Origin of the sequence: Lysinibacillus sp. Bpr_S20, from assembly GCF_023337835.1 — a bacterium.
Lineage (GTDB): Bacteria > Bacillota > Bacilli > Bacillales_A > Planococcaceae > Lysinibacillus.
The window spans coordinates 21,918-44,187 of the sequence record NZ_JALNLQ010000016.1; the positions used below are offsets into that span (position 1 = coordinate 21,918).

The window sequence follows — 22,270 nt, forward strand, 5'->3', positions numbered from 1 at the left end:
ATGGAGAGCAGCAAATCGGCTCATAGGAACCTGAACTAGGAAAGCACCCCTAAGTTAGGGGATTAACTTATTTAATTGGAATTATTTTTAACACTTTCTGAAGACGGTATGCAAAAATACCTGCAAAAATAGCTAAAATAATATCTTTTGGCAAAGGCGGCATCATCCAAAGCCATGCTAACTTATACGTGAAAGCATCAGGAGCACTAGCCCATAGCTTGTAGGCAAAGTACATCCAATTTGTTCCTAGTAAATAATTAATAGCTGTTGCAACTAATGCAGCAATTACATAGCTTTTTTTCGTTCCACTGCGTTCTATAATAAGCCCCGCGACAAATGCAATTAATATATAAGAAACAATAAAACCAAATGTAGGGCTTAATATTTGCCCAAAACCTCCGCTGAATTTTGCAAATACAGGTGCACCTGCTAAACCGATACTCATATAAACAGTACAAGCGAGTGCCCCTTTTCTACTACCAAGAACAAGTCCAGCTAAAATAGCAAAAAATGTTTGCAAAGTGATTGGTACTCCGCCAACCATCATGAAAGGTACTATGGACGTGATATTAGCTCCTATCATCATCAATGTTGAAAATAATCCAATGTATGCAAGATCGACTGTTCTTAATTTGTGATGTGTGTGTTGCGCAACTGTTGTCATTATTTCACCCCTGAAAAAAATAATATTAGTAATAATAGTGTAAAAAAATAAACTTTTTGTGTCAACTACTCAGATACGAATAGTTAACTCAAAAAGTTTATCCCGCTTCATTAAAAATATTTGTTAGTTATAGACTAATGATTAAAATTTATGATAGAGGGCAGTGCAATTCAACGCTGTCCGCAACTGCATGCTTTTGCGCAGTAACAGAGATCAAACCACGCTGTGCCAAAGCGCTCTAATCATAAAAAATTAAGATACTGCTTTTAAGCCTGCCACACCAATGATAATGGCGATGATGCTAATCATTCGAGTCAGGTTTTTAGATTCACCGAAGAATATAATATTCACGAGAACGGCACCAACTGTACCAATACCAACCCAAACTACATAGGCGATACTTAACTGTAAATAGTTAAAGGAAGCATATAATAGAGCAAAGGACATTCCGAAGCCGCCTATATATAGTAATAAATTACGTATAGCTTTTTTCTGACTATAAAAGCGTAAACCTACAACACCGACAATTTCCGAAATAGCAGCTGATAAAACAAGTAACCAACCCATTATACATTAGCTCCTTTCTCTTCAACATGATCTTTTGAAGGGTTATCAGCTAAATTAAGACCAACAACACCCAGTACTAAAATAAGCATGAAAATTCCTTTAATAGCATTAAACTCACCGTCAAAAATAAAAATGTCCATTAATGTAGTACCAATTGTACCGACCCCAGCAAAAGTCGCGTAAACCGTTCCAGTAGGCAAGTTTTCACAAGCCTTCGATAAGAAGTGAAAATCAACCGCGATTAAGGGCACGATAATAACCCAATGCCACCAAGAGTCAGCAACATTAAAACCAAAAATCCAAAATAATTCAAACAAACTAGTTAATGCAACATAAATCCAATCTTTTTGCATAGTTAAATTCCTTTCTATCAATCATTATGACTGACATTCAGTCATTTTTAGTGTAAAAAGAGAACGTCACTTAGGTGTGACGTAAATCGAGTGCATGATGTAAAAAGTCGAGTAGCTCAAGCTTTTGAAGTTTAATTGTTTCTTCTTCACTGTTATCATACAAATAAATCTGTTCAGCGGCAGATTCTACTAGACCGATTACAAGCTTTGAAGAACGTGTAGTATTTAGAGAAGCGCGTATCGTTCCTTGTTGTTGCGCTTCAACTAAGAAATTAGTCATCCATTCGTAATAAGGTGCATATATATTTTCCCATTCTTTCATATGCTCAGTTTGTGAAATACCTGCATAAATCAGTGCAAATACATCTCTATATTCCGCTGTTAGTGAGAAAACAATCTCTACTACTTTTTCTAGCTGCTTTGCAAAAGGCTCCTGTTTTGAAATACCATCGTTAATAGCTGCAATAATTTTTTCAACCATCACTTTTGCAATGGCTGGCATAACTGAGAGTCGTGATGGGAAATAAAGATAAAATGTCCCTTGGGCGATACCTGCAGCTTTTACGATATCTGAAACCTTTGTCTTTTCAATTCCTTTTTCACGAAAAACGTCAATTGCTGCTTGAATAATTTTCTCTTCCTTTGACATGAAATCCCTCGCTTTTGGCCTGCTTACTTCATATGTTATATAATAATTGAAATAAAGTCAAAGGAAAATGACTGACAATCAGTCATTTTTCTTTTCGTGTATATATATTTCTTAATTGGGGAACTTTATTCGTGAAAGGATTTGATGAAAATGAAAGAGACAAAGATTGCGCAACTAGATCAGCAACAACTTGAGAAAATTAATGAACTAGAAAAGAACATTGGTGTGACATTAGTGGCATATGATTCCTCGACAATGACATCACAGGGCTCGGGTGCCTTTGAGTCAGATAATAGTACTCAAAATCATCCATCATAATTAAGTATAAAATGCCTTACAGCAATGTGAGGTTTTTTTATTTCATTTAAAAATGGGGGGTTACACAATGATGCAGGATTTCTATGCCGATTTACATATTCATATTGGACGCACTTTAAGTGGACGTGCTGTTAAAATTACAGGCAGTAAAACGCTAACGTTAGCAAGAATTTTAGAGACGTCAAGTGCAAGAAAGGGTCTGGATATTATCGGGATTATTGATTGTCATTCACCCGAAGTAATGGATGAAATGGCAAAAATGATAGAACAGGGCGAACTGAAAGAGTTGGAGCAGGGAGGACTACGCTTTCAAGAAACCACCCTTATTCCTGGGTCTGAAATTGAAATCTATGATCAACATTGCCTTGGGCCAATCCATGTGCTTGTTTATTTTCCAACACTGTTGCTTATGAGGGAATTCTCAAATTGGATGTCAAATCATATGACAAATATCCATTTAAGCTCTCAGCGAATATATTGTGATGCTCGGACATTACAGCAAAAGGTTCATGAATTAGGCGGCCTTTTTATTCCTGCGCATGTTTTTACACCATTTAAAAGCTTATTTGGTAAAGGCGTATATCGTAGCTTAACAGAAGTATTTGACCCACAGCTAATAGATGCGATAGAGCTTGGTTTGAGCTCTGATACCGATATGGTAAGTAACATTAAAGAGCTGCAAGCATATACATTTGTCAGCAACTCTGATGCTCATTCACTTGGAAAAATTGCACGTGAGTATCAAAAATTAAGACTATCTCATGCAAATTTTACAGAATTAAAGATGGCGCTTTATGAACAGCAGGGTCGTGCTGTAACAGCTAATTATGGGCTAAATCCTTTGCTTGGTAAGTATCATAAGACTGTTTGTGCAAAATGTGGTGAGCAGCTTGGCAATACGGCAACCATTTGTACGAACTGTGAGAGCACGAAAATTATAAAAGGTGTTGCAACACGTATAAATGAGCTTTCAGAGCAAGTTACAGATAAACGTGCACGGCCACCCTATATTCACCAAGTACCACTAGACTTTATTCCAGGATTAGGACCAAAAATGATGGAACGATTAGTACAAGCATTTGGGACAGAGATGAACATCTTGCATCGAGTAACGCTAGCACAACTCGAACAAGTCGTGCCGCACAAAATTGCGAAGATGATCGATTTAGCAAGAACGGGTCAATTAGCAATCGAAGTTGGCGGTGGCGGCGTATATGGGAAGATTCATTTAGAATAAAAAGGCTCCTCACCATAGCCTGTAGTGGATTTCCGTTTTGACGGCCAAAACAGGTTTTCATCTGAGCGAAAGCGAAGGACCTCATAGATAAGTAAAAAAACATCTTGAAAAATAACATAGCAGTTCAGTAAATCTTTAAGATTTACTGAACTGCTATTCTTTACTTATTTACGATAGTTTAGCAATAATGCCTTCCTCATCGTCTAGGACAAGTTCTATGCCTGTTGAAAAAGGATCACCATGTAGGACATCTTTAATCCATACACGTAATGCACCAATCATTGCGGCTGTATCGAACATCTCGATTTGACCATTCACTTCAACTTCTGCACCGAAGCCTGTGTCATCATCGTATGTTAGTTCTACTAGTACATCCTCAGGGCGAATGTTTTTATAGTAGGCCTGTGATAAACAAATTGCATTAATAATATCTTGCTCATTAATTATTTGTGCCATTGTGCTTCCTCTTTACGTTTTTTATCTTTAAACATATTAACAATTTTTACAACTAGCATCACGATCACCATGATAGCTGCAACGTTAATTAATAAGCCTAAAATATTCCCAAGCATACCCATACCGCTGAAAAGGCTTCCGAATAATAAGCCAGCTAAGCCTCCAAGCATTAAGCCTTTCATTAGGCCGCCTGAGAAGAAGCCACCTTTTTTAGCTGTTGAATCCTTCTTGTTTGTAGAAGTTGTATTGTTTTTATTTGTTGTTGCATTATTTTGGTCTTTCGTTTTATCCTGAGATTTTTGGAAATTTGAGTTATTGTTATGATTATTGTTGTTTGAGAAACCTCTTTTACCGGACTTATAGGATTTAGCTTCTGCAGTTGGTGTATCAGAGATGAACAATGTTGCACCAACAGACGCAAACATAAGTGTCGCTGCAAAAATAGCAGCAAGAATTTTTTTCATTACTTAAATTCCTCCAATATAATTTTTAGTTTTGTTATAAACTAGTTCTTAATAGTAATTTTACATGAACCATCTCGAAAAATAAAATAAACGCTGCCATCAATTTAGGTAGATCAATAAATGTGAACAAGTAGTGACAATACTCATAAAAAAGTAGGGTGTGGGTTACGTTGTAGTGGCAGTCGAATGCCATAGGAAAACGGCAGTATAAACCGATATCAATCCCATGGTATAGAAAAGAAAGGAGTGAAACGATGATTTCAACATTATTACTATTAGTTTCAATTTTTTTATTGTTATATATAACGGAAAAAAGACGTTTTTTCAATGTAGTAGTTCTTGGTCTTATAGGGTTGTTTATTTTAAGTACGATATTTAGTCATCCTATATTTCTCCCAAACGAGCAAGGGATAGTGTCGAAAATGGGGATAGTCATTATACTAGGGAGTTTCCCGAGTATAATGTTTATTTTATCGATTGCTACGTTTTTTAATAGTAAAGTTTTACTTGAAAAAGAAGGGCGTAAAGTTCGTAATCTATTGACGGCTGTTTTTGGCTTGGGCTTTTTTATGATGATGATTGGCTATGTATTTATAATTTTTACAAATATTGAACATCCAATTTGGCATATTCTTTTCTTCTATGCGTTTTTGGTTTTTGGCTATACAATGTTTTTATACACAAGCATAATGGCCTATGCCACTCTATATCATTTTACACCGATTTTTTATGAGCCTAATTACATTATTGTGCTAGGGTCAGGACTACTTGGAGATAAGGTGCCACCACTTTTAGCTAGCCGTTTGGACGAGGCAGTAAAGCAATTTCAAAAATATGATGAACGACCTTATATTATTGTTTCAGGTGGACAGGGGCATGATGAAAAAGTATCAGAAGCATATGCCATGAAAAAATATATAGTTGACGAACATCAAATACCAGCTCAAAAAGTATTAATGGAAGATCAATCGACAAATACTGAACAAAATATGGCATTTTCTAAAAAAATAATGGATACGCATGCTCATGGAAAAAAATATCGATCTTTATTTGTAACGAATAATTTTCATGTTTTTCGTGCAAGTATTTATGCCAAAAAGGCGAAGCTTGATGCACAAGGTGTTGGTTCGAAGACGGCCTTTTATTATGTACCTAATGCATTTACGCGTGAATTTATCGGTCTATTAGAAATGTATAAATGGATTCATGTCACTGTATTTTTGTTCATTACATTGTTTATAGGATTAATCTTGAGAGCATATGTGTAACCAATTTAGAACTGTCTTCCATATAATAGTGGAAAGGTAGTAGTGTGCAAGGGGGGAAACGTATGTATGGGCAATTTTTAGCAAAGAAAAATAAAGAGCGAATTGGATCTCTACAAAAGCTCACGCAAACACAAGATACATGGTTTGCGCAAAACATTGATTTGATAACAGTCAAAGAAGTACAATTAGCAGCCTTGCACAAAATATTATATCAAGTTGTGCGAGGACTTTTGAAAAAAAAACAACAACGACATTTACAAATTATACATCCAGAACAGACACAGTCGGTACAGGAGAATGTGCTAACGCTTTTAGCTGAATATGATGATTTACTGCGTGAAGCAATTCCACTCCCTATCTATACTTTCATTTGGCAAATTTCTTCACTGGAGAAGTTAGCTAATTGCGTTGAAGTCGTTGATGATGTACTTGATATATTGGAATGGTATTTTATTTATCAAAATGATCAGGTTGAGGTGTTTGACGAAGAAGATTTAGATCATGAGGTAATCATTGATTTATACAAAGATGCCATCGAGGAACAGGATGCAGATGCACAATTTCAGCTTGGAGAATATTATGGTGCAGTAGATGGAACATATTTTCAACCAGAAAAGTCAGTAAAGTGGTTTGAATTAGCAGCATCACAAGGTAATGCCGATGCTCAATATGCACTTGGTAATTTTTATTTTGAAGGAATAGGTGTTCAAGAAAGCTATAATAGGGCTTTTTCATTGTATGAGGCTGCAGCAAAGCAAGGGCATCCAGATGCTGCAAATAATTTAGCAGATATGTATTTTAACGGCGAGGGAGTACTAGAAAATTTGGTACTTGCGAAGAAGTGGTTCGACTTCGCCGCACAAAAAGGTGTAGCAGAGGCTATGTTTACACTCGGAATTATTTTCGAGCAGGGATTAGGAATCGACAAAGATGAGGAACAAGCATGCAGCTACTATAGAAAATCTGCTGAAGCTGGCTATGTTGAAGCACAATACAGGCTTGGGGGAATCTATTTAGAGGGACGGTTAGGTGAACCTAAAGATGTGAACCGTGGGTTATTATGGTATGAAAGAGCTGCGGAGCAATATCATGTTGATGCCTTTTATGATTTGGGCTTTATTTGGAGCCAGGGGTTAACAGGTATACGAAATATTGAAAAGGGTATTCATTGGTTTAAACAGGCTGCTCTTCAAGGAGATACGGAAGCTAAATTACAATTAGGGCACATATACAATAATGGGGAAGGTATAGCTAGAAATATGAAAGAGGCTATAAAATGGTATGGACTTGCAGCAGATGCGGGAAGTGAGGAGGCTGCAATTTTACTACAAGAATTGAAAGGAATTTAAGTGTTTTTTATTATAAAATTTTAGGTATTTAGATTCTTTTGTCAACTCTCTTGTGTAGGTCTTAGGATTCTGTTTTGGTAAATATAATAGGTTTATATTCCTGTATAAAAACTGATTGTATAATATAAATATAATAAAGTAGTATAACTGTAAACAAAAACCAGGAAAAATAAGCAGAGATGATGTAAAAAAGCTACCCAAAGATATTGTGGTAGCTTTTTTAGTGCTTTAATTAATAAGTAGGATAACAGGGACTTTTTATACATTTTATGGTAAAAAATGTATGCTTGAAAATTGACAGCTATTTATAAAATGTATAATGTATATGAGTGATTTTGAAAGAGTAGGTAGTAGTGATAGCTAATAAAAAGGTAATCATTTTTAGCAGATTGTAGCCCGTAACAGAAATTAGCATCATAAGTAATGGAATAGGAATCTCCCGAAGGCTAATCCCTAAACGTTAGGGACGACATTTATTAAAACATATATTTTATAGCCGGAACGGAACTTAACTCCACGTTATGGTGATGCTTTTTTTATTTTTGGTGGACAGAATTAGATTTTTCTCAGCTTTTCAAAAGTACACGGCATGAAAGAGGGTAAAAGTGTGATTTTTCAAAAACAGAGAAAGACAACGGCGTTAGATTTAAAGCAATACGTTGTTAAAATGGATATAACGAATTACCATTCAATAAAAAAACAAATCGATTTGCTTAAATTGACAAAGCAGGATTTACAATATTTAAAAGCCTTTCAACCTTATGTAGAAGGAGATATTGATAATATTGTTAATCGATTTTATGAAATGATTGGAACTGAACGTAGTTTAGTAGATATTATTAATCAACATAGTTCTGTGGAGAAGCTGAAAATTACATTACGACGTCATATTATTGAAATGTTTAATGGGACGATTGATGATGAATTTTATGAAAGACGAGTTAAAATTGCTAAAGTGCATGTTCATATCGGGCTTAAAACACAATGGTATATTTGCGCCTTTCAAGATTTAGCAGCATCATTTATTGACTTAGTTGAAGAACATGTTAATCATCCAATGGATCAGCTCAATACAATTCGAGCCATCTCAAAAATTTCTAATTTTGAGCAACAGTTGGTTTTAGAGGCGTTTGAGCAGACAATTGAGCAACTTCATGAAAAGATGGAACGTAGAAAAGAAGCGATAGAGAAAGAAATTGTAGAGTCATCGGAAGGTCTTGCCGCAATATCTCAGGAAACGAACAATTCATTTCATCGCTTAAGTGGAAGATCAGACGAAATTAAACAATTAGCGAAAAAATCACTTCAAGTGTCGACTATGGCTGAGAGTCAGGCATTAGAAGGTCGTGAACGGTTAAAGAGTCAATCACAAAACATGAGTAATATTATTTATTCGCTTAATGATATAACGGAGAATATTACACAGTTGACAGATATGTCAAAGGAAATGGAATCGATTATGAATGTTGTAACAAATATTGCTAATCAAACGAATTTGTTAGCTTTAAATGCGGCAATAGAAGCGGCTCGTGCTGGAGAAGCGGGTAAAGGCTTTAGTGTTGTTGCAGATGAAGTACGAAAACTATCGATTCAAACAAAGGAGTCTGTCACATCGGTAGCGACGTTACTACATAAAACGAATGAACGGACAGATAAACTTGTTCATTCGCTTAGTAATATTCAAGAAGAGGTAGCCTCTGGTGAGGAAAATATGGTTCAAACCGAAGGACAATTTACTAACATACTGGAAGCTATGACTGAAGCTAAAGATCAAAATGGTCGGATGGAAAAAGAAGTGCAAGCAATAGCAGAAGTACTAAGTGAATTAGGGATCGCCTTTAACGAAGTGAAAAATTCAGCTGGAAAATTAGCTAGCTTTGCACAGAATTTAAATTGATGATGAGAAAAGAACAAAGGCGCTTACACTCTTTAAATACACTATAGCAACTGTTAATATATACTATCCGTTAGGTGATAAAAAACTCTAGCGAGTATGTGATTGTAAGTTCAATATAAGTACATGAACATAGAAAAAAGTAGAGGCTGGGACAGAACTCGATTATTTTGAAAAATAGCGAAAATGGGTAATAACTTTTTCACTTCACTGAGTTTAATTTTCCTTCCTAAATTAAAAAAATGTTAGGCCGTTTGTATCTCGGTCTAACATTTTTTCTTTTTGTCCCAGCCTCTATTTTTGCTAAATTTGTAAAGGCTTTAGCGTAATTTTCGGTAAAAAAAGTTTATACTGAATATAGAACTAAAAATAGGGGCGGTTAATATGAAAACAGTTGTTGTATTAGGTGGCGGAGTTACGGGATTATGTACGATGCATTATTTACAACGCCAAGCTCAGGAGAAAAACTTAGATGTAAAGCTTGTGCTTGTTGAAAAAAATACATACCTTGGTGGCAAGCTACACTCTGCATATAAACAAGGATTCATCATGGAAACAGGAGCAGATTCTATTGTAGCGCGTCATAAAGGTGTCATGGAGTTAGTAGAGGAACTAAATTTTGAACAAAATCTTGTGTACAACGAAACGGGTATTTCGTATATTTACACAAATAATGAGTTACATCCTATCCCAGCAGACTCAACATTCGGTATTCCTATGAGCTTACAATCTCTTGAGGAAAGCACGCTTGTATCAGAGGAAGGTAAAAAAGAAGCATTGAAGGATTTAACAATGCCAAATGAAGGATTTACCAAGGAAAGTTCTATTGGGGAATTTTTAACGTATTACTTAGGGGAGGAGCTTGTTCAAAACCAAATAGCACCTGTACTGGCAGGTGTATATTCTGGAGATTTAAATCAACTTTCAATTGCTTCCACTTTACCGTATTTAATTGATTACAAAAATGATTACGGCAGTATTATTAAAGGTTTCAATGCAAACAGGGAACAATTTATCAAATCTGCCAATAAGAAATTTATTTCGTTTAAAAATGGTTTATCATCACTAATTGATCGACTTGAAGAAACATTAACGGATGTAGAAATTATAAAAGGAATTGCCACTACTAGTGTTAAAAAGCAGGAGAATCAATACGCTGTTACTTTAGCAAACGGTAAAACGATTGAAGCAAATCATGTTGTTTTGGCCCTTCCAAATGAATCGGTACAAAGTTTATTGCAGGATGCCTCTTTGAACAGTTATTTTGAACAATTTAATACTGCATCCGCAATTACGATTTATTTAGGATTTGATGTGCCTGATAATAGATTACCAGCAGATGGAACAGGCTATATTGTGTCACATAATTCGGATGTTATTTGTAATGCAGCAACGTGGACAAGTCGCAAGTGGAAACACACTTCAGCAGAAGGGAAATTACTTGTACGACTTTTTTATAAGAGCATTAACCCTGAGTATGATAGATTGCGTATGATGACAGATGAAGAGTTAGCAGCAGTTGCTCTAGAGGATGTAAGAAAGAGTCTAGGGATTGAGGAAAAACCAACTGTGGTTGACGTGACAAAATGGATCGACCAGATGCCAAAGTATGATTTGGCGCACCGTGAAGCATTGCAAGGTCTCGTACAAGAGCTTGAGAAAAACTATCCAAATTTATCAATAGCGGGATGCTCTTATTTTGGTGTAGGCATAGGTGCATGTATTCAAAATGGTAAAAAAATTGGTGAGGAACTTGCTGAAAAACTATTGTAATTGTTTAAAAATATATGATTTTTCGTAAAAATTATCCTTTGTTAAGTGAAATAGTCTTGACTCGTTCGTTCGTAAACGATATGATTCTTTTAATTATTTAAAAAATTCATACTACATTCTTATCAAGAGAAGCAGAGGGACTGGCCCTATGAAGCTTCAGCAACCAACTTATTGTCAGGTGCTAAATCCAGAAGACAGCTGTGTCGAAGATGAGAAGGAAAACAATTACGAAACGTTAAAGCCTTCTTTTTTTGTGAAAGAAGGCTTTTTTTATTTTAAAGATAAGGGAAGAGAGGCTGGTTTTATGGGATTGCTTGAAAGGTTGAAAACGCATGTTCTTACAGCAGATGGTGCAATTGGTACAGTTTTATACGGCTATGGCTTGGAGTACTGCCATGAGGAAATGAATGTACAGAGACCGGAATTAATTGAAAAGATCCATAGAGAGTATATAGCAGCTGGTGCCGATATTATTCAAACGAACACTTACGGAGCTAACGCCATAAAATTAGCCCGTTATGGACTTGAATCTCGTGTACAGCAATTTAATGAAGCTGCTATAACGATTGCTAAACGAGCAGCAGCAGATGGAGGACAATTTGTTTTAGGTACTATTGGGGGAATCCGAGGTATTCGAAAGAGTGATGCAACGTTAGAGGAAATTTTAGCAACTGTTGATGAGCAGGCCTCTATCTTACTTGCAGGAAATCCAGACGGCCTTCTACTTGAAACCTATTATGATTTTGAAGAGCTAACAGCGACTTTAACAATGCTACGAGCTAAAACAAAATTACCGATTATTGCTCAAGTTTCAATGCACGAACCAGGAATTTTACAAAATGGAATGAGGTTAAATAACGCCTTACATGAACTTGAAGCGCTAGGTGCTGATATCGTAGGTGTTAACTGTCGCTTAGGTCCTCACCATACTATACAAGCATTTGAAGGTGTAGAGCTTCCTAAGAAGGCATTTTTGTCAGCATATCCGAACGCCTCTCTTCTTGATTTAGAAGATGGTCGTGTCGTATATGAGTCAGAGGCAGATTATTTTGGCCGAGCAGCTGTAGAGCTTCGTGATCAAGGGGTACGTTTAATTGGTGGCTGTTGTGGTACGACACCAAAGCATATTGCGGCAGCGAAAAAGTACATAGAGGAACTATCCCCGATCGAGGAAAAGTATGCAAAGCCAGAAAAAGTAGCGGTTGTACGCGATGCAGAACCAGCAAATTATGAGCCATTACATGTAAAAGTAAAACGTGAACGCTCAGTTATAGTAGAGTTAGATACTCCAAGACATTTAGAGATCGAAGGCTTTATTGCAGGTGCGAAAAAATTATATGAGGCGGGCGCAGATGTCGTCATGATGGCAGATAATTCACTTGCTTCTCCAAGGATTAGTAATATCGCAATGGGAGCCTTGCTGAAAGAGACCCACGGAGTACGCCCGTTAACGCATATAACATGTCGAGATCGCAATTTAATTGGTCTTCAATCACATTTGATGGGATTAAATGCATTAGGGATCCATGATATTTTAGCAGTTACCGGAGATCCAACAAAGGTAGGCGATTTCCCAGGGGCAGCTAGCGTTTATGATGTCTCTTCAATGGAGCTTATCCAATTAATAAAACAGTTAAATGAAGGAGTATCGTTCTCAGGGAAACCACTTCGTAAAAAGGCGAATTTCTCTGTAGCGGCTGCCTTTAATCCTAATGTACGGGTACTAGATCGGGCTGTCTCTCGATTAGAAAAGAAAATTGAACACGGGGCAGACTATTTTATTTCACAGCCTGTTTATACAAAGGAAAAAATTGTGGAAATTTATGAGGCGACAAAGCATTTAGAAACACCAATTTATATAGGCATTATGCCAGTAACGAGCTATAAAAGTGCGGAGTTCTTACATCATGAAGTACCAGGCATTAAACTATCTGACGATGCGTTAGCACGTATGAAAGCTTGTGGCGATAATAAGGAACGCGCAACACTAGAAGGAATTGCAATTGCTAAGGAATTAGTAGAAGTAGCAGCGGAATATTTCAATGGTATTTACCTGATCACACCATTTTTGCGCTATGATATGACGCTAGAATTAATGAAATTTATTGAGCAATTGGATGAACAGAAAAAAGGGGTAAGTATAAATGGCTAAGCACATGATTGAAGAGCAACTAGAGCAACGAATATTAATTCTTGATGGCGCAATGGGTACAATGCTACAAAATGAAAATTTATCGGCAGAGGATTTTGGCGGCGAGGAATATGATGGCTGTAATGAAAATCTTGTGCTAACTAGACCAGATGTGCTTGAAAAAGTTCATAGAAAATATTTAGAGGCTGGAGCAGATATTATTTGTACAAATACATTTGGAGGTACACCACTTGTATTAAATGAATATGATCTTGGAGCGAAGGCAGAAGAAATCAATAAACGTGCAGTAGAAATTGCACGTAAAGTAGTAGATGCGTTTTCAACATCCGATTGGCCACGTTTTGTGGCGGGAGCAATGGGGCCAACTACAAAAACCTTATCGGTTACAGGTGGAATTACATTTGATGAGCTAGAGGAAAATTTCTATGTTCAAGCAAAGGCATTAATCGAAGCCGGAGCGGACGTTCTGTTGCTAGAAACTAGTCAGGATATGCTAAATGTTAAAGCAGGAACATTGGGGGTATCTCGTGCTTTTAAGGCAACTGGAAGAGAGCTTCCTGTGATGATATCTGGAACAATTGAACCGATGGGAACGACACTTGCCGGACAAACCATTGATGCTTTTTACATTTCGATCGAGCATATTAAACCATTATCAGTTGGTTTAAACTGTGCAACTGGACCAGAGTTTATGACAGATCATATACGTTCATTAGCAGAGCTTTCAACAGGCTATATTAGCTGTTATCCGAATGCAGGCTTACCGGACGAGGAAGGTTGCTATCATGAGTCGCCTGAATCATTGTCACAAAAGCTAAAAGGCTTTGCAGAAAAGGGCTGGCTAAACATTGTCGGAGGCTGCTGTGGGACAACACCAGCACATATTGCTGCCATTCGAGAGGTATTAAAGGACGAAAAGCCTCGACAATTACCAGATGCAACACATGGTCATGTAGTATCTGGTATCGAGCCATTGGTGTATGACGATTCTATGCGTCCGTTATTTATTGGAGAACGGACAAATGTTATTGGCTCTCGTAAGTTTAAAAATTTAATTATTGATGGGAAGTTTGAGGAAGCAGCAGAAATTGCACGTGCTCAAGTGAAAAATGGAGCACATGTTATCGATATTTGTTTAGCAAATCCTGACCGTGATGAACTAGAGGATATGCGCGGCTTTATGCAGGAGGTTGTAAAAAAAGTAAAAGTACCTCTCGTTATTGACTCTACAGATGAAAAAGTAATTGAGGAAGCACTTAAGTTTTCTCAAGGGAAGGCCATCATTAATTCGATTAACTTAGAGGATGGTGAGGAGCGCTTTGACGCAGTTTTACCACTAGTGAAAAAATATGGTGCCTCTTTAGTTGTAGGTACGATTGATGAGCAAGGCATGGCAATTGATCGACATCGCAAGCTAGAGATTGCTGAACGTTCCTATAAATTGTTAACAGAAAAGTGGGGTATTGCTCCTGAAGATATTATCTTTGACCCACTAATGTTCCCAGTAGGAACGGGAGATGAGCAGTATATTGGCTCGGCACTTGAAACGGTAGAAGGAATTCGCTTGATTAAAGAAAAAATGCCGCGTACATTAACGGTACTTGGTGTAAGTAATATTTCATTCGGATTACCACCAGTAGGTCGTGAAGTATTGAATGCCGTGTATTTATATCACTGTACACAGGCTGGTTTAGATTATGCAATTGTTAATACGGAGAAGCTAGAACGTTATGCATCTATTCCTGAGGCAGAGATTAAGCTAGCAAATGATTTACTCTTTCATACAAACGATGAAACATTAGCTGTCTTTACAGATTTCTATCGTGATAAAAAGAAGGAAAAAACAGAGGCAGATATTCCGAAAACAGTAGAAGGTCGCCTTGCTTACTATATTTTAGAGGGGACAAAGGAAGGGCTTATTGAGGATTTAGATGCTGCTCGTGAAATCTTTGAAGCACCGCTTGATATTATTAATGGACCATTAATGGACGGAATGGCAGAGGTTGGTCGTTTATTTAACGATAATCAGCTGATCGTAGCAGAGGTATTACAATCCGCAGGGGTTATGAAGGCAGCTGTGGCACATTTAGAGCAATTTATGGAGAAAAATGAAGAGAGTGCCGGTAAGGGAAAGATGGTACTTGCTACTGTGAAAGGCGATGTGCATGATATTGGGAAAAACCTTGTCGATATCATTTTAAGTAATAATGGTTATAAGGTGGTCGATCTCGGCATTAAAGTAACACCTGCTCAATTAATAGAAGCGATTCGTAAGGAAAAGCCAGACTTCATCGGACTTTCAGGGTTATTAGTGAAATCAGCACAGCAAATGGTTATTACAGCTCAGGATTTCAAGGAAGCGGGTATTGACGTACCTATTTTAGTAGGAGGAGCGGCGTTGTCTCGTCGCTTTACCGAAACAAAAATCGCTAGCGAATATAATGGACCGGTCATTTATTCAAAGGATGCGATGCAAGGGTTAGAGCAGGTAAATCGATTAATGGGGACAGATACACGTGCAGATTTCTTAGTTGAAATCGAGGAATCTCGCAAAAAACGCTTAGAGGCGGACGAAAAAAGAGCTGCTCGTCCTGCAAAAGAAGTAACTATAAAGCCTGTACGCACAATAAAGGAAGCGTCTGTTTTTCTTCCAGCAGATTTGCGACGCCATGTAAAGAGAGAATATGCTGTTTCTCATTTATATCCATATGTTAATATGCGGACATTACTTGGACATCACCTAGGTTTAAAGGGTCAAGTACAGCAATTGCTTGAGGCTGGTGATGAAAGGGCAACAGAATTGAAAGATTTGGTCGATGAGTATTTACAAAGTGACCTATTGAAGCCATCGGGCGTTTATCAGTTTTTCCCTGCCCAAGCCGATGGGGACGATGTAGTCGTTTATGATCCGGCAGATAGCAAAACAGAAATAGAACGATTTATCTTCCCGCGTCAGCAAGTGGAACCGTTTTTATGTCTTGCGGATTTCCTAAAAACAGTTGAAAGTGGTGAAATGGACTATATTGCCTTAATGGTGGTAACAGCGGGACAAGGGGTTATGGCGAAGGCCCGTCAGCTGAAAGAGGAAGGGAAGTTCCTTGAAAGTCATGCATTACAATCTACAGCTCTTGAGCTTGCGGAAGGCTTTGCGGAACGTATGCACCAAGAAATTCGTGACCAGTGGGGCTTCCCAGATGCAACTGATTTTACAATGCGTGATCGTTTCGCGGCGAAATATCAAGGACAGCGCTTCTCATTCGGCTATCCTGCATGTCCGAACTTAGAGGATCAAGAGAAATTGTTTGGTTTATTACAGCCAGAGGACATTGGCGTACATTTAACGGAAGGCTTTATGATGGAGCCAGAAGCGTCCGTTTCAGCAATTGTCTTTGCCCATCCAGATGCTCGATATTTTAATGTGTAATGCTAGAGAAAAAGTGTATCTTTATGTGAAGAGTGGAAATAGTTGGGATGTGTGTGCAGATGATTCGATTAATGGAAGAGAAAGATTTACCCTGGGTTTTAGACATCTACAACAATATTATTTTAACGAGCAAAGCCGTTTATCGATATGAGACACAATCATTAGATGAAAAGAGACAATGGTTCAAGGACCAGCAAACTCTCGGTAATCCACTGTTAGTCTTTGATGAAGATGGCATAGTAGCCGGCTTTGCAACATATAGTCAGTTCCGTCCGTATCCAGGCTATAAGCATACAATGGAGCACTCTGTATATGTGCATAAGGACCATTATCAAAAGGGGATAGCTACCCAACTAATGCATGAGCTTATTCGAATTGCTAAAGAGCAAGAGGTGAAAACACTCGTAGCGGGTATTGATGGTGAAAACATCGGGAGCATTAAAGTACATGAAAAACTAGGTTTCGAATATGCGGGTACTATTAAAAATGCAGGCTATAAATTCGGACAATGGCTAGATCTTGTATTTTATCAGCTACAGTTAACTGGACCAAAAGTATAGAAAGTATTCGACATGACATATCTTTTCAGCTTGCTTACCCATACTAATGCTACATTTAGTTGGGGATGGAATATGCGTTGTATAATAGGTTGATTGGAGTGTAGGCTGGGCGACTCCTCGGGGATCAGCGATAGAGGAACGAAGGCTAAAACCATCACGTCCTGTGATAACGCCTTCGTGACCAACATCGTACTGTTGCTGTCGCTGCGCTTTCGCACAAACAAAACTCTCTGCTGCCGCTGCGTTAACACTACGCTTTCGCGCAAAAAACATCTGTTGCCCCGACGGCTCCAGGAAGCTCTGCTCTGTGCGAAAGCAAAGCGACAGCAACAAATGTTTTATCTGCGCGAAAGCGAAGCGACAGCAGCAAATGTTTTCTGTAGCGAAAGCGAAGCGGCAGCAACAAATGTTTTCTGTAGCGAAAGCGAAGCGACAGCAACAAATGTTTTATCTGCGCGAAAGCGAAGCGACAGCAGCAATGTTTTCTGTAGCGAAAGCAAAGCGACAGTAACAAACCAGCCGGAACGGAAATCAACTTCACTTGTGATGAGCCAAATTAATTTATTTTTTATTCCTTTGTACACATTATAAAAGGATATGACAAATGTCATATCCTTTTTATGATGTTTGCTTCTGTTGCATGATTATACTCTTGTTTTATGATGAGGTCATAAGAAAAAAAGAAACGAGGGAGTAAAAACGATGGCAACAGATAAAGAAAAAACAAAAAAACTGCGCCAGGATGTAGCACCATTTGCGAAGTCTGACACAGCTAAAAGTATTTTTCAAATGGTGAATACGATTATACCTTTAATCGCCCTATGGGTAGCTGGCTATATGTTAGTGGATGTTTCACCATGGTTAACAGCTGGGTTAAGTGTAATTTCTGCTGGATTTGTCGTACGAACTTTTATTATTTTCCATGATTGTACACACGGTTCATTTTTCAAAAGTAAAAAAGCAAACGACTGGGTTGGTTTTGTAACTGGGGTGTTAACATCATTCCCATATGAAAAATGGAAACGTGAGCATACAATTCACCACGCAACTAGCTCGAACTTAGATAAGCGTGGTATCGGTGATATTGATATGATGACAGTGGAAGAATTTATACAAGCATCTAAAGGGCAACGTCTATGGTATCGTTTTTACCGTAACCCATTCGTAATGTTTGGATTAGGTCCGCTGTTTATGGTGTTAATTTTAAACCGTCGTAATCGAAATGACGCTAAACAGAAAGAACGTCTTAACACTTATCTAACAAATGTAGTCATCGCGGGAATCTGTGTTGCCTTAATCTACTTTATGGGGTGGCAAGCATTTTTATTAGTGCATGTAGTAACATTGTTTGTTGCAGCTTCTCTTGGCATTTGGTTATTTTTTATCCAACATACGTATGAAGATTCTTATTTTGAGCATGACTCGGAGTGGGATTATGTAAAGGCTGCTGTCGAAGGTAGCTCGTATTATAAATTACCAAAGCTATTACAATGGGTTACAGGCAATATTGGCTTCCACCATGTACATCATTTAGCCCCACGTGTACCGAACTACAATCTTGAAAAGGCGCATAATGACATACCGCCATTACACACGGCTACGACTATTACGTTACGTACAAGCTTAGAGTCATTACGCTATAAGTTATATGATGAAGATCAAGGCAAGTTTGTAACCTTTAAAGAAGTTAATGAAATAATTAAACGAAAAGCAAGAAGCAGTTTAGCTGCTTAGTTGAATTTTTCAGCCATCTCTTCTAAGGGATGGCTGTTTTACGTAAACATTGTACAATAAGCTCAGTAAACACCATGTACAGGCATAAAATTAATTTTCTTGTTATAATAAGGGAAAAGTAGGAAAGAGCGTGAGATTATGTTGAGGAAATGGCATAGTATTATTCCGAATAGTCCAATGCTCAGTATATATTTATGGATTATTTTCTGTTTCCTACCGTTTTTCTTCATTTTTAGAAAATCGTCGTATATTGAAATATCAATAGGTATTACATTTTTAATGCTATATTTTATTTTCTATCGGTTTTCAATGAATTCGAAAAACGGGCTTGTTTATATGTGGATTAGTTTTGAAATGGTCATTAATATCGTTATGACCATATTATATGGCTATGTATATTTATCAATTTTCACAGCTTTCTTTATTGGAAATATTCGTAAACCTGTTGGTTTCTATATTATGTATGGACTACATATTGGCTTTACGGTTATTTCTACAGGTGCTGGCTTCTTCGTTGAACTACACTTATTTTTATCACAACTCCCATTTGTTGTGTTAACGATTCTAGCGGTTGTACTTCTCCCACTAACGATTTATTCAAAAAATAAACGCGAAAATTTAGAGGGTCAGCTTGAGACTGCTAATGAGCGAATAGCTGAATTAATTGTTTTTGAGGAACGCCAACGTATTGCTCGGGATTTACATGATACGCTTGGCCAAAAGTTATCGATGATAGGCTTAAAAAGTGACTTAGCTTCAAGATTAATTGAACGTGATCCACAGCAGGCTCTAACAGAGATAAAGGATATTCGTCAAACGGCAAGTATCGCATTGAAAGAGGTGCGTGAATTAGTATCGGATATGCGAACAGCTAGATTTGAGGATGAGCTTATGCGTATTTCTCAAATATTAAAGGCCGCTGAAATGGAGTTTATATTTGAAGGTGATAAAGATTCTTTACAAGTTCCACCACTTGTAGAAAATGTATTATCCATGTGTTTAAAAGAGGCAGTTAATAATGTCGTTAAGCATAGTGGAGCTACAAAATGTGAAATTGCTTTCCATCAAAATTTTAAGGAAGTATATTTAGTTGTTCGTGATAATGGGCAAGGAATCTCCAAAAAGCAAGCATGGAAAACGGGTAACGGACTAAAAGGAATGCGAGAACGGTTAGAGTTTATAAACGGTTCTTTTAAAATCGAAAGTGAACAGGGCACTACATTAACAGTGTCGATTCCAGTGGCGATTACGCATCAGAAAGTCAAAGAAAATCTGAAGAACATATAGAAAAGAGGATTGTGACATGATACGAATTGTAATTGCTGAAGATCAGGGTATGCTATTAGGCGCACTACGTTCATTACTTAGTATGGAGGATGATATGGAGGTCGTTGGTTTAGCAAAAAATGGTGAGGAAGCATTGGCGCTTGTTGAAGAGCATCAGCCTGATATTTGTATTATGGATATTGAAATGCCAGTGAAAACTGGATTGGATGCTGCCGAGGAACTGCATGGTACAGGTTCTGATTGTAAAGTGATTATACTAACGACATTTGCAAGACCAGGTTATTTTGAGCGTGCAAGAAAAGCCAGCGTTCGTGGCTATTTATTAAAGGATAGTCCGATAGAAGAGTTGGTCAATGCTATTCGTACAATTATGGATGGCAAAAGAATATATGCACCTGAACTCGTTGATTTTGTCTATGAGGATGATAGTGAAAATCCTTTAACTGACCGTGAGAGCCAGGTACTGACACTTGTTGCAGAGGGCAAGACGACAAAAGAAATTGCTGCAGAATTATTTTTATCGGCAGGAACTGTCCGCAACTATATCTCCACTATATTAGAAAAATTAAATGTTGGGAATCGCATTGAAGCCATCGCACGTTTTAAGGAAAAAGGGTGGAATAAGTAGTAAAATCTTATCGTCAAAGATGCCGGTTTTCAGATTTAATCGAAGGCGATTACCGTTTCAGGTTATTCGTTTTCCTATGGGCGAGCGTCGGGCTGCTTCGCTTTTTCACGAAAACACATCCTGTTGAAGCTTAGTTTTATCACTAAAATTAGAGTGGAAAGCCTGAAAATATACTCTATGTGAAGTGGTTGATTGGAGTGGAGGCTGGGCGACTCCTTAGGGATTAGCGATAGGGGAACGAAGGCTAAAACCATCACATCATGTGATAACGCCTTCGTGACCAACCTCGTGTTGGCCCGAGACCCTGCAGCGAAGCGAAGCGGCTCATCGGACGCCCCTAGGAAAGCGCCCAGCCGGAACGGAAATCAACCCTCGTTTTGCCGAAGAGCTTTACTTTATTTAATATGACACCTTAATTTCTGACATAATAATTTTTCAACAACAAAAAACCTTATCGCCTATAGAGACGATAAGGTTATTAATTGATTATTTTTTGCGTTTTGTTAAACGTCCAAGAACGAATGCACCTGCTGCGACAGCAAGGACTGTATTCGTTTTTTTCGTAAATACTTGTTTAGTTACAAGATTAAGATTTTGAGGACGCTCCGCTAAACGGCGCATAAAGTAGCCGTACCAATCTTCGCCGAATGGTACATATACACAGAAGTTATAACCTTCTTTTGCAAGCTCTTTTTGCAAATCTGTACGGAAGCCGTAAAGCATTTGGAATTCGAATTTATCAAGTGGAATATTATTTTCAGCTACAAAGCGTTTTACATGTGCAATAACATTATGGTCATGTGTTGCGATAGACGTAAATTTACCATGTAGCAAATGATATTCGATTAACTCGATGAAATTTAAATCAATATCTAATTTATCTTGGAAAGCAACCTCTGCAGGCTCCTTATAAGCACCTTTTACGATACGAAGTCGATAGTCCTGGAATTTTTCGATATCGTCCTTAGCGCGGAAAAAGTAAGATTGGATAACAGTACCTACATTATTAAACGTTTTGGATAGCTCTTCAACCATATCAAAGGACGTTTGTAAACGACCGTAGTCTTCCATATCAAAGTTAACGAATATATCATATGCTGCTGCTTTTTCTACAATTTCATATAAATTATCGTAGCAAAAATCAACATCAATATCTAAACCTAATTGAGATGGCTTTAACGAAATATGTGCATCAACACCGTTTTCGTGAATAGCCTCAATAACAGCGAGGATTTGTTCTTTAGCTTTTGTTGCTTCTTCTTCAGTTGAAACAAATTCCCCTAAATTATCTACTGTGCAAGAGATTTTATGTGCGTTAAGCTCTTTGATGCTCGCAATTGTTTCTTCAATATTTGTACCAGCTACTACACTTTGTGCTCCTAATTTTAGTCCGTATTTTTTTGCAGCACTATTCAATAGTTGGTTTTCAGATAAATGGATGAAAAAATCGCGTAATAACATGGTCATTCTCCTCACTGCATTTCTTTTTTCTT

General features: G+C 37.6%; 21 protein-coding genes and 1 riboswitch. Of the genes, 13 read left to right on the top strand and 8 right to left on the bottom strand.

What is annotated here, in order from left to right; genetic code table 11:
* Window positions 1-67: 67 nt before the first annotated feature.
* The 4 genes from MWJ95_RS23010 to MWJ95_RS23025 form a co-directional block, all read right to left on the bottom strand.
* Window positions 68-664: a biotin transporter BioY gene (locus MWJ95_RS23010; protein WP_249107302.1), complete on the bottom strand. Its 597-nt coding sequence runs from the start codon at window positions 662-664 to the stop codon at window positions 68-70.
* A 252-nt stretch (window positions 665-916) separates the two neighbouring features.
* Entirely contained in the window at window positions 917-1,231 is a 315-nt protein-coding gene (locus tag MWJ95_RS23015; protein WP_249075871.1) for a DMT family transporter, read from the bottom strand.
* Window positions 1,231-1,584: a DMT family transporter gene (locus MWJ95_RS23020; protein WP_249107303.1), complete on the bottom strand. Its 354-nt coding sequence runs from the start codon at window positions 1,582-1,584 to the stop codon at window positions 1,231-1,233. Before MWJ95_RS23020 ends, MWJ95_RS23015 begins: the two co-directional genes overlap by 1 nt.
* Before the next feature lie 70 nt (window positions 1,585-1,654).
* On the bottom strand, window positions 1,655-2,233 hold the full coding sequence (locus MWJ95_RS23025; RefSeq protein WP_249075873.1) for a TetR/AcrR family transcriptional regulator: 579 nt from the start codon (window positions 2,231-2,233) through the stop codon (window positions 1,655-1,657).
* A gap of 150 nt (window positions 2,234-2,383) precedes the next feature.
* Between MWJ95_RS23025 and MWJ95_RS23030 the strand changes: the two genes are divergently transcribed.
* Both MWJ95_RS23030 and MWJ95_RS23035 read left to right on the top strand, forming a co-directional pair.
* On the top strand, window positions 2,384-2,551 hold the full coding sequence (locus tag MWJ95_RS23030) for a hypothetical protein (RefSeq protein ID WP_249075874.1): 168 nt from the start codon (window positions 2,384-2,386) through the stop codon (window positions 2,549-2,551).
* Window positions 2,552-2,621: 70 nt separating this feature from the next.
* Window positions 2,622-3,788, top strand: a complete 1,167-nt coding sequence (locus MWJ95_RS23035) for an endonuclease Q family protein (protein WP_249075922.1) — start codon at window positions 2,622-2,624, stop codon at window positions 3,786-3,788.
* A 168-nt stretch (window positions 3,789-3,956) separates the two neighbouring features.
* On the opposite strand, the gene MWJ95_RS23040 is transcribed toward MWJ95_RS23035, so the two are convergent.
* Both MWJ95_RS23040 and MWJ95_RS23045 read right to left on the bottom strand, forming a co-directional pair.
* The gene (locus MWJ95_RS23040) at window positions 3,957-4,244 is read right to left on the bottom strand and encodes a DUF2653 family protein (RefSeq protein ID WP_249075875.1); all 288 of its coding nucleotides are present in this window, start codon (window positions 4,242-4,244) and stop codon (window positions 3,957-3,959) included.
* Window positions 4,232-4,708, bottom strand: a complete 477-nt coding sequence (locus tag MWJ95_RS23045; protein ID WP_249075876.1) for a hypothetical protein — start codon at window positions 4,706-4,708, stop codon at window positions 4,232-4,234. Before MWJ95_RS23045 ends, MWJ95_RS23040 begins: the two co-directional genes overlap by 13 nt.
* A 254-nt stretch (window positions 4,709-4,962) precedes the next feature.
* Here MWJ95_RS23045 and MWJ95_RS23050 point away from each other — a divergent pair, with 254 nt between their 5' ends.
* From MWJ95_RS23050 to MWJ95_RS23080, 7 genes are all read left to right on the top strand, one after another.
* Window positions 4,963-5,976, top strand: a complete 1,014-nt coding sequence (locus MWJ95_RS23050) for a YdcF family protein (RefSeq protein ID WP_249075877.1) — start codon at window positions 4,963-4,965, stop codon at window positions 5,974-5,976.
* Window positions 5,977-6,038: 62 nt separating this feature from the next.
* Complete coding sequence (locus MWJ95_RS23055; protein ID WP_249075878.1) at window positions 6,039-7,325, top strand: SEL1-like repeat protein; 1,287 nt, start codon at window positions 6,039-6,041, stop codon at window positions 7,323-7,325.
* 607 nt (window positions 7,326-7,932) lie between these two features.
* Window positions 7,933-9,222: a protoglobin domain-containing protein gene (locus MWJ95_RS23060; RefSeq protein WP_249107304.1), complete on the top strand. Its 1,290-nt coding sequence runs from the start codon at window positions 7,933-7,935 to the stop codon at window positions 9,220-9,222.
* 381 nt (window positions 9,223-9,603) lie between these two features.
* Complete coding sequence (locus MWJ95_RS23065) at window positions 9,604-10,992, top strand: protoporphyrinogen oxidase (RefSeq protein WP_249107305.1); 1,389 nt, start codon at window positions 9,604-9,606, stop codon at window positions 10,990-10,992.
* A 116-nt stretch (window positions 10,993-11,108) separates the two neighbouring features.
* A riboswitch (SAM riboswitch) is annotated at window positions 11,109-11,208 on the top strand.
* An 88-nt stretch (window positions 11,209-11,296) separates the two neighbouring features.
* Window positions 11,297-13,144, top strand: coding sequence for a bifunctional homocysteine S-methyltransferase/methylenetetrahydrofolate reductase (locus MWJ95_RS23070; RefSeq protein ID WP_249075881.1), 1,848 nt, complete (start codon window positions 11,297-11,299; stop codon window positions 13,142-13,144).
* A complete protein-coding gene (gene metH, locus MWJ95_RS23075) occupies window positions 13,137-16,568 on the top strand; it encodes a methionine synthase (RefSeq protein WP_249107306.1) in 3,432 nt (1,143 codons plus the stop codon). The genes MWJ95_RS23070 and metH overlap by 8 nt, the downstream gene beginning before the upstream one ends.
* A gap of 59 nt (window positions 16,569-16,627) precedes the next feature.
* A complete protein-coding gene (locus MWJ95_RS23080) occupies window positions 16,628-17,128 on the top strand; it encodes a GNAT family N-acetyltransferase (protein WP_249107307.1) in 501 nt (166 codons plus the stop codon).
* Here MWJ95_RS23080 and MWJ95_RS23085 read toward each other — a convergent pair.
* Window positions 17,108-17,401 carry a hypothetical protein gene (locus MWJ95_RS23085; protein ID WP_249107308.1) on the bottom strand — a complete coding sequence of 98 codons (294 nt, stop codon included), beginning with the start codon at window positions 17,399-17,401 and terminating at the stop codon, window positions 17,108-17,110. The genes MWJ95_RS23080 and MWJ95_RS23085 overlap by 21 nt on opposite strands.
* A gap of 34 nt (window positions 17,402-17,435) precedes the next feature.
* Between MWJ95_RS23085 and MWJ95_RS23090 the strand changes: the two genes are divergently transcribed.
* The 4 genes from MWJ95_RS23090 (at window position 17,436) to MWJ95_RS23105 (ending at window position 20,777) form a co-directional block, all read left to right on the top strand.
* Window positions 17,436-17,639, top strand: coding sequence for a hypothetical protein (locus MWJ95_RS23090; RefSeq protein ID WP_249107309.1), 204 nt, complete (start codon window positions 17,436-17,438; stop codon window positions 17,637-17,639).
* A 191-nt stretch (window positions 17,640-17,830) separates the two neighbouring features.
* Complete coding sequence (gene desA, locus MWJ95_RS23095; RefSeq protein ID WP_249107310.1) at window positions 17,831-18,862, top strand: Delta(5) desaturase DesA; 1,032 nt, start codon at window positions 17,831-17,833, stop codon at window positions 18,860-18,862.
* A 138-nt stretch (window positions 18,863-19,000) separates the two neighbouring features.
* Window positions 19,001-20,149, top strand: a complete 1,149-nt coding sequence (locus MWJ95_RS23100) for a sensor histidine kinase (RefSeq protein WP_481817367.1) — start codon at window positions 19,001-19,003, stop codon at window positions 20,147-20,149.
* 16 nt (window positions 20,150-20,165) lie between these two features.
* Window positions 20,166-20,777, top strand: a complete 612-nt coding sequence (locus MWJ95_RS23105) for a response regulator transcription factor (RefSeq protein ID WP_249075887.1) — start codon at window positions 20,166-20,168, stop codon at window positions 20,775-20,777.
* A 486-nt stretch (window positions 20,778-21,263) separates the two neighbouring features.
* On the opposite strand, the gene MWJ95_RS23110 is transcribed toward MWJ95_RS23105, so the two are convergent.
* Window positions 21,264-22,238, bottom strand: a complete 975-nt coding sequence (locus tag MWJ95_RS23110; RefSeq protein ID WP_249107311.1) for a proline dehydrogenase family protein — start codon at window positions 22,236-22,238, stop codon at window positions 21,264-21,266.
* Window positions 22,239-22,270: the final 32 nt, after the last annotated feature.

Excerpts from the sequence above, each read along its gene's own strand:
- MWJ95_RS23010 (WP_249107302.1), bottom strand. The coding sequence starts at position 664 with ATGACAACAGTTGCGCAACACACACATCACAAATTAAGAACAGTCGAT.
- MWJ95_RS23015 (WP_249075871.1), bottom strand. The coding sequence starts at position 1,231 with ATGGGTTGGTTACTTGTTTTATCAGCTGCTATTTCGGAAATTGTCGGT.
- MWJ95_RS23020 (WP_249107303.1), bottom strand. The coding sequence starts at position 1,584 with ATGCAAAAAGATTGGATTTATGTTGCATTAACTAGTTTGTTTGAATTA.
- MWJ95_RS23025 (WP_249075873.1), bottom strand. The coding sequence starts at position 2,233 with ATGTCAAAGGAAGAGAAAATTATTCAAGCAGCAATTGACGTTTTTCGT.
- MWJ95_RS23030 (WP_249075874.1), top strand. The coding sequence starts at position 2,384 with ATGAAAGAGACAAAGATTGCGCAACTAGATCAGCAACAACTTGAGAAA.
- MWJ95_RS23035 (WP_249075922.1), top strand. The coding sequence starts at position 2,622 with ATGCAGGATTTCTATGCCGATTTACATATTCATATTGGACGCACTTTA.
- MWJ95_RS23040 (WP_249075875.1), bottom strand. The coding sequence starts at position 4,244 with ATGGCACAAATAATTAATGAGCAAGATATTATTAATGCAATTTGTTTA.
- MWJ95_RS23045 (WP_249075876.1), bottom strand. The coding sequence starts at position 4,708 with ATGAAAAAAATTCTTGCTGCTATTTTTGCAGCGACACTTATGTTTGCG.
- MWJ95_RS23050 (WP_249075877.1), top strand. The coding sequence starts at position 4,963 with ATGATTTCAACATTATTACTATTAGTTTCAATTTTTTTATTGTTATAT.
- MWJ95_RS23055 (WP_249075878.1), top strand. The coding sequence starts at position 6,039 with ATGTATGGGCAATTTTTAGCAAAGAAAAATAAAGAGCGAATTGGATCT.
- MWJ95_RS23065 (WP_249107305.1), top strand. The coding sequence starts at position 9,604 with ATGAAAACAGTTGTTGTATTAGGTGGCGGAGTTACGGGATTATGTACG.
- MWJ95_RS23070 (WP_249075881.1), top strand. The coding sequence starts at position 11,297 with ATGGGATTGCTTGAAAGGTTGAAAACGCATGTTCTTACAGCAGATGGT.
- metH (WP_249107306.1), top strand. The coding sequence starts at position 13,137 with ATGGCTAAGCACATGATTGAAGAGCAACTAGAGCAACGAATATTAATT.
- MWJ95_RS23080 (WP_249107307.1), top strand. The coding sequence starts at position 16,628 with ATGATTCGATTAATGGAAGAGAAAGATTTACCCTGGGTTTTAGACATC.
- MWJ95_RS23085 (WP_249107308.1), bottom strand. The coding sequence starts at position 17,401 with ATGTTTTTTGCGCGAAAGCGTAGTGTTAACGCAGCGGCAGCAGAGAGT.
- desA (WP_249107310.1), top strand. The coding sequence starts at position 17,831 with ATGGCAACAGATAAAGAAAAAACAAAAAAACTGCGCCAGGATGTAGCA.
- MWJ95_RS23100 (WP_481817367.1), top strand. The coding sequence starts at position 19,001 with ATGTTGAGGAAATGGCATAGTATTATTCCGAATAGTCCAATGCTCAGT.
- MWJ95_RS23105 (WP_249075887.1), top strand. The coding sequence starts at position 20,166 with ATGATACGAATTGTAATTGCTGAAGATCAGGGTATGCTATTAGGCGCA.
- MWJ95_RS23110 (WP_249107311.1), bottom strand. The coding sequence starts at position 22,238 with ATGTTATTACGCGATTTTTTCATCCATTTATCTGAAAACCAACTATTG.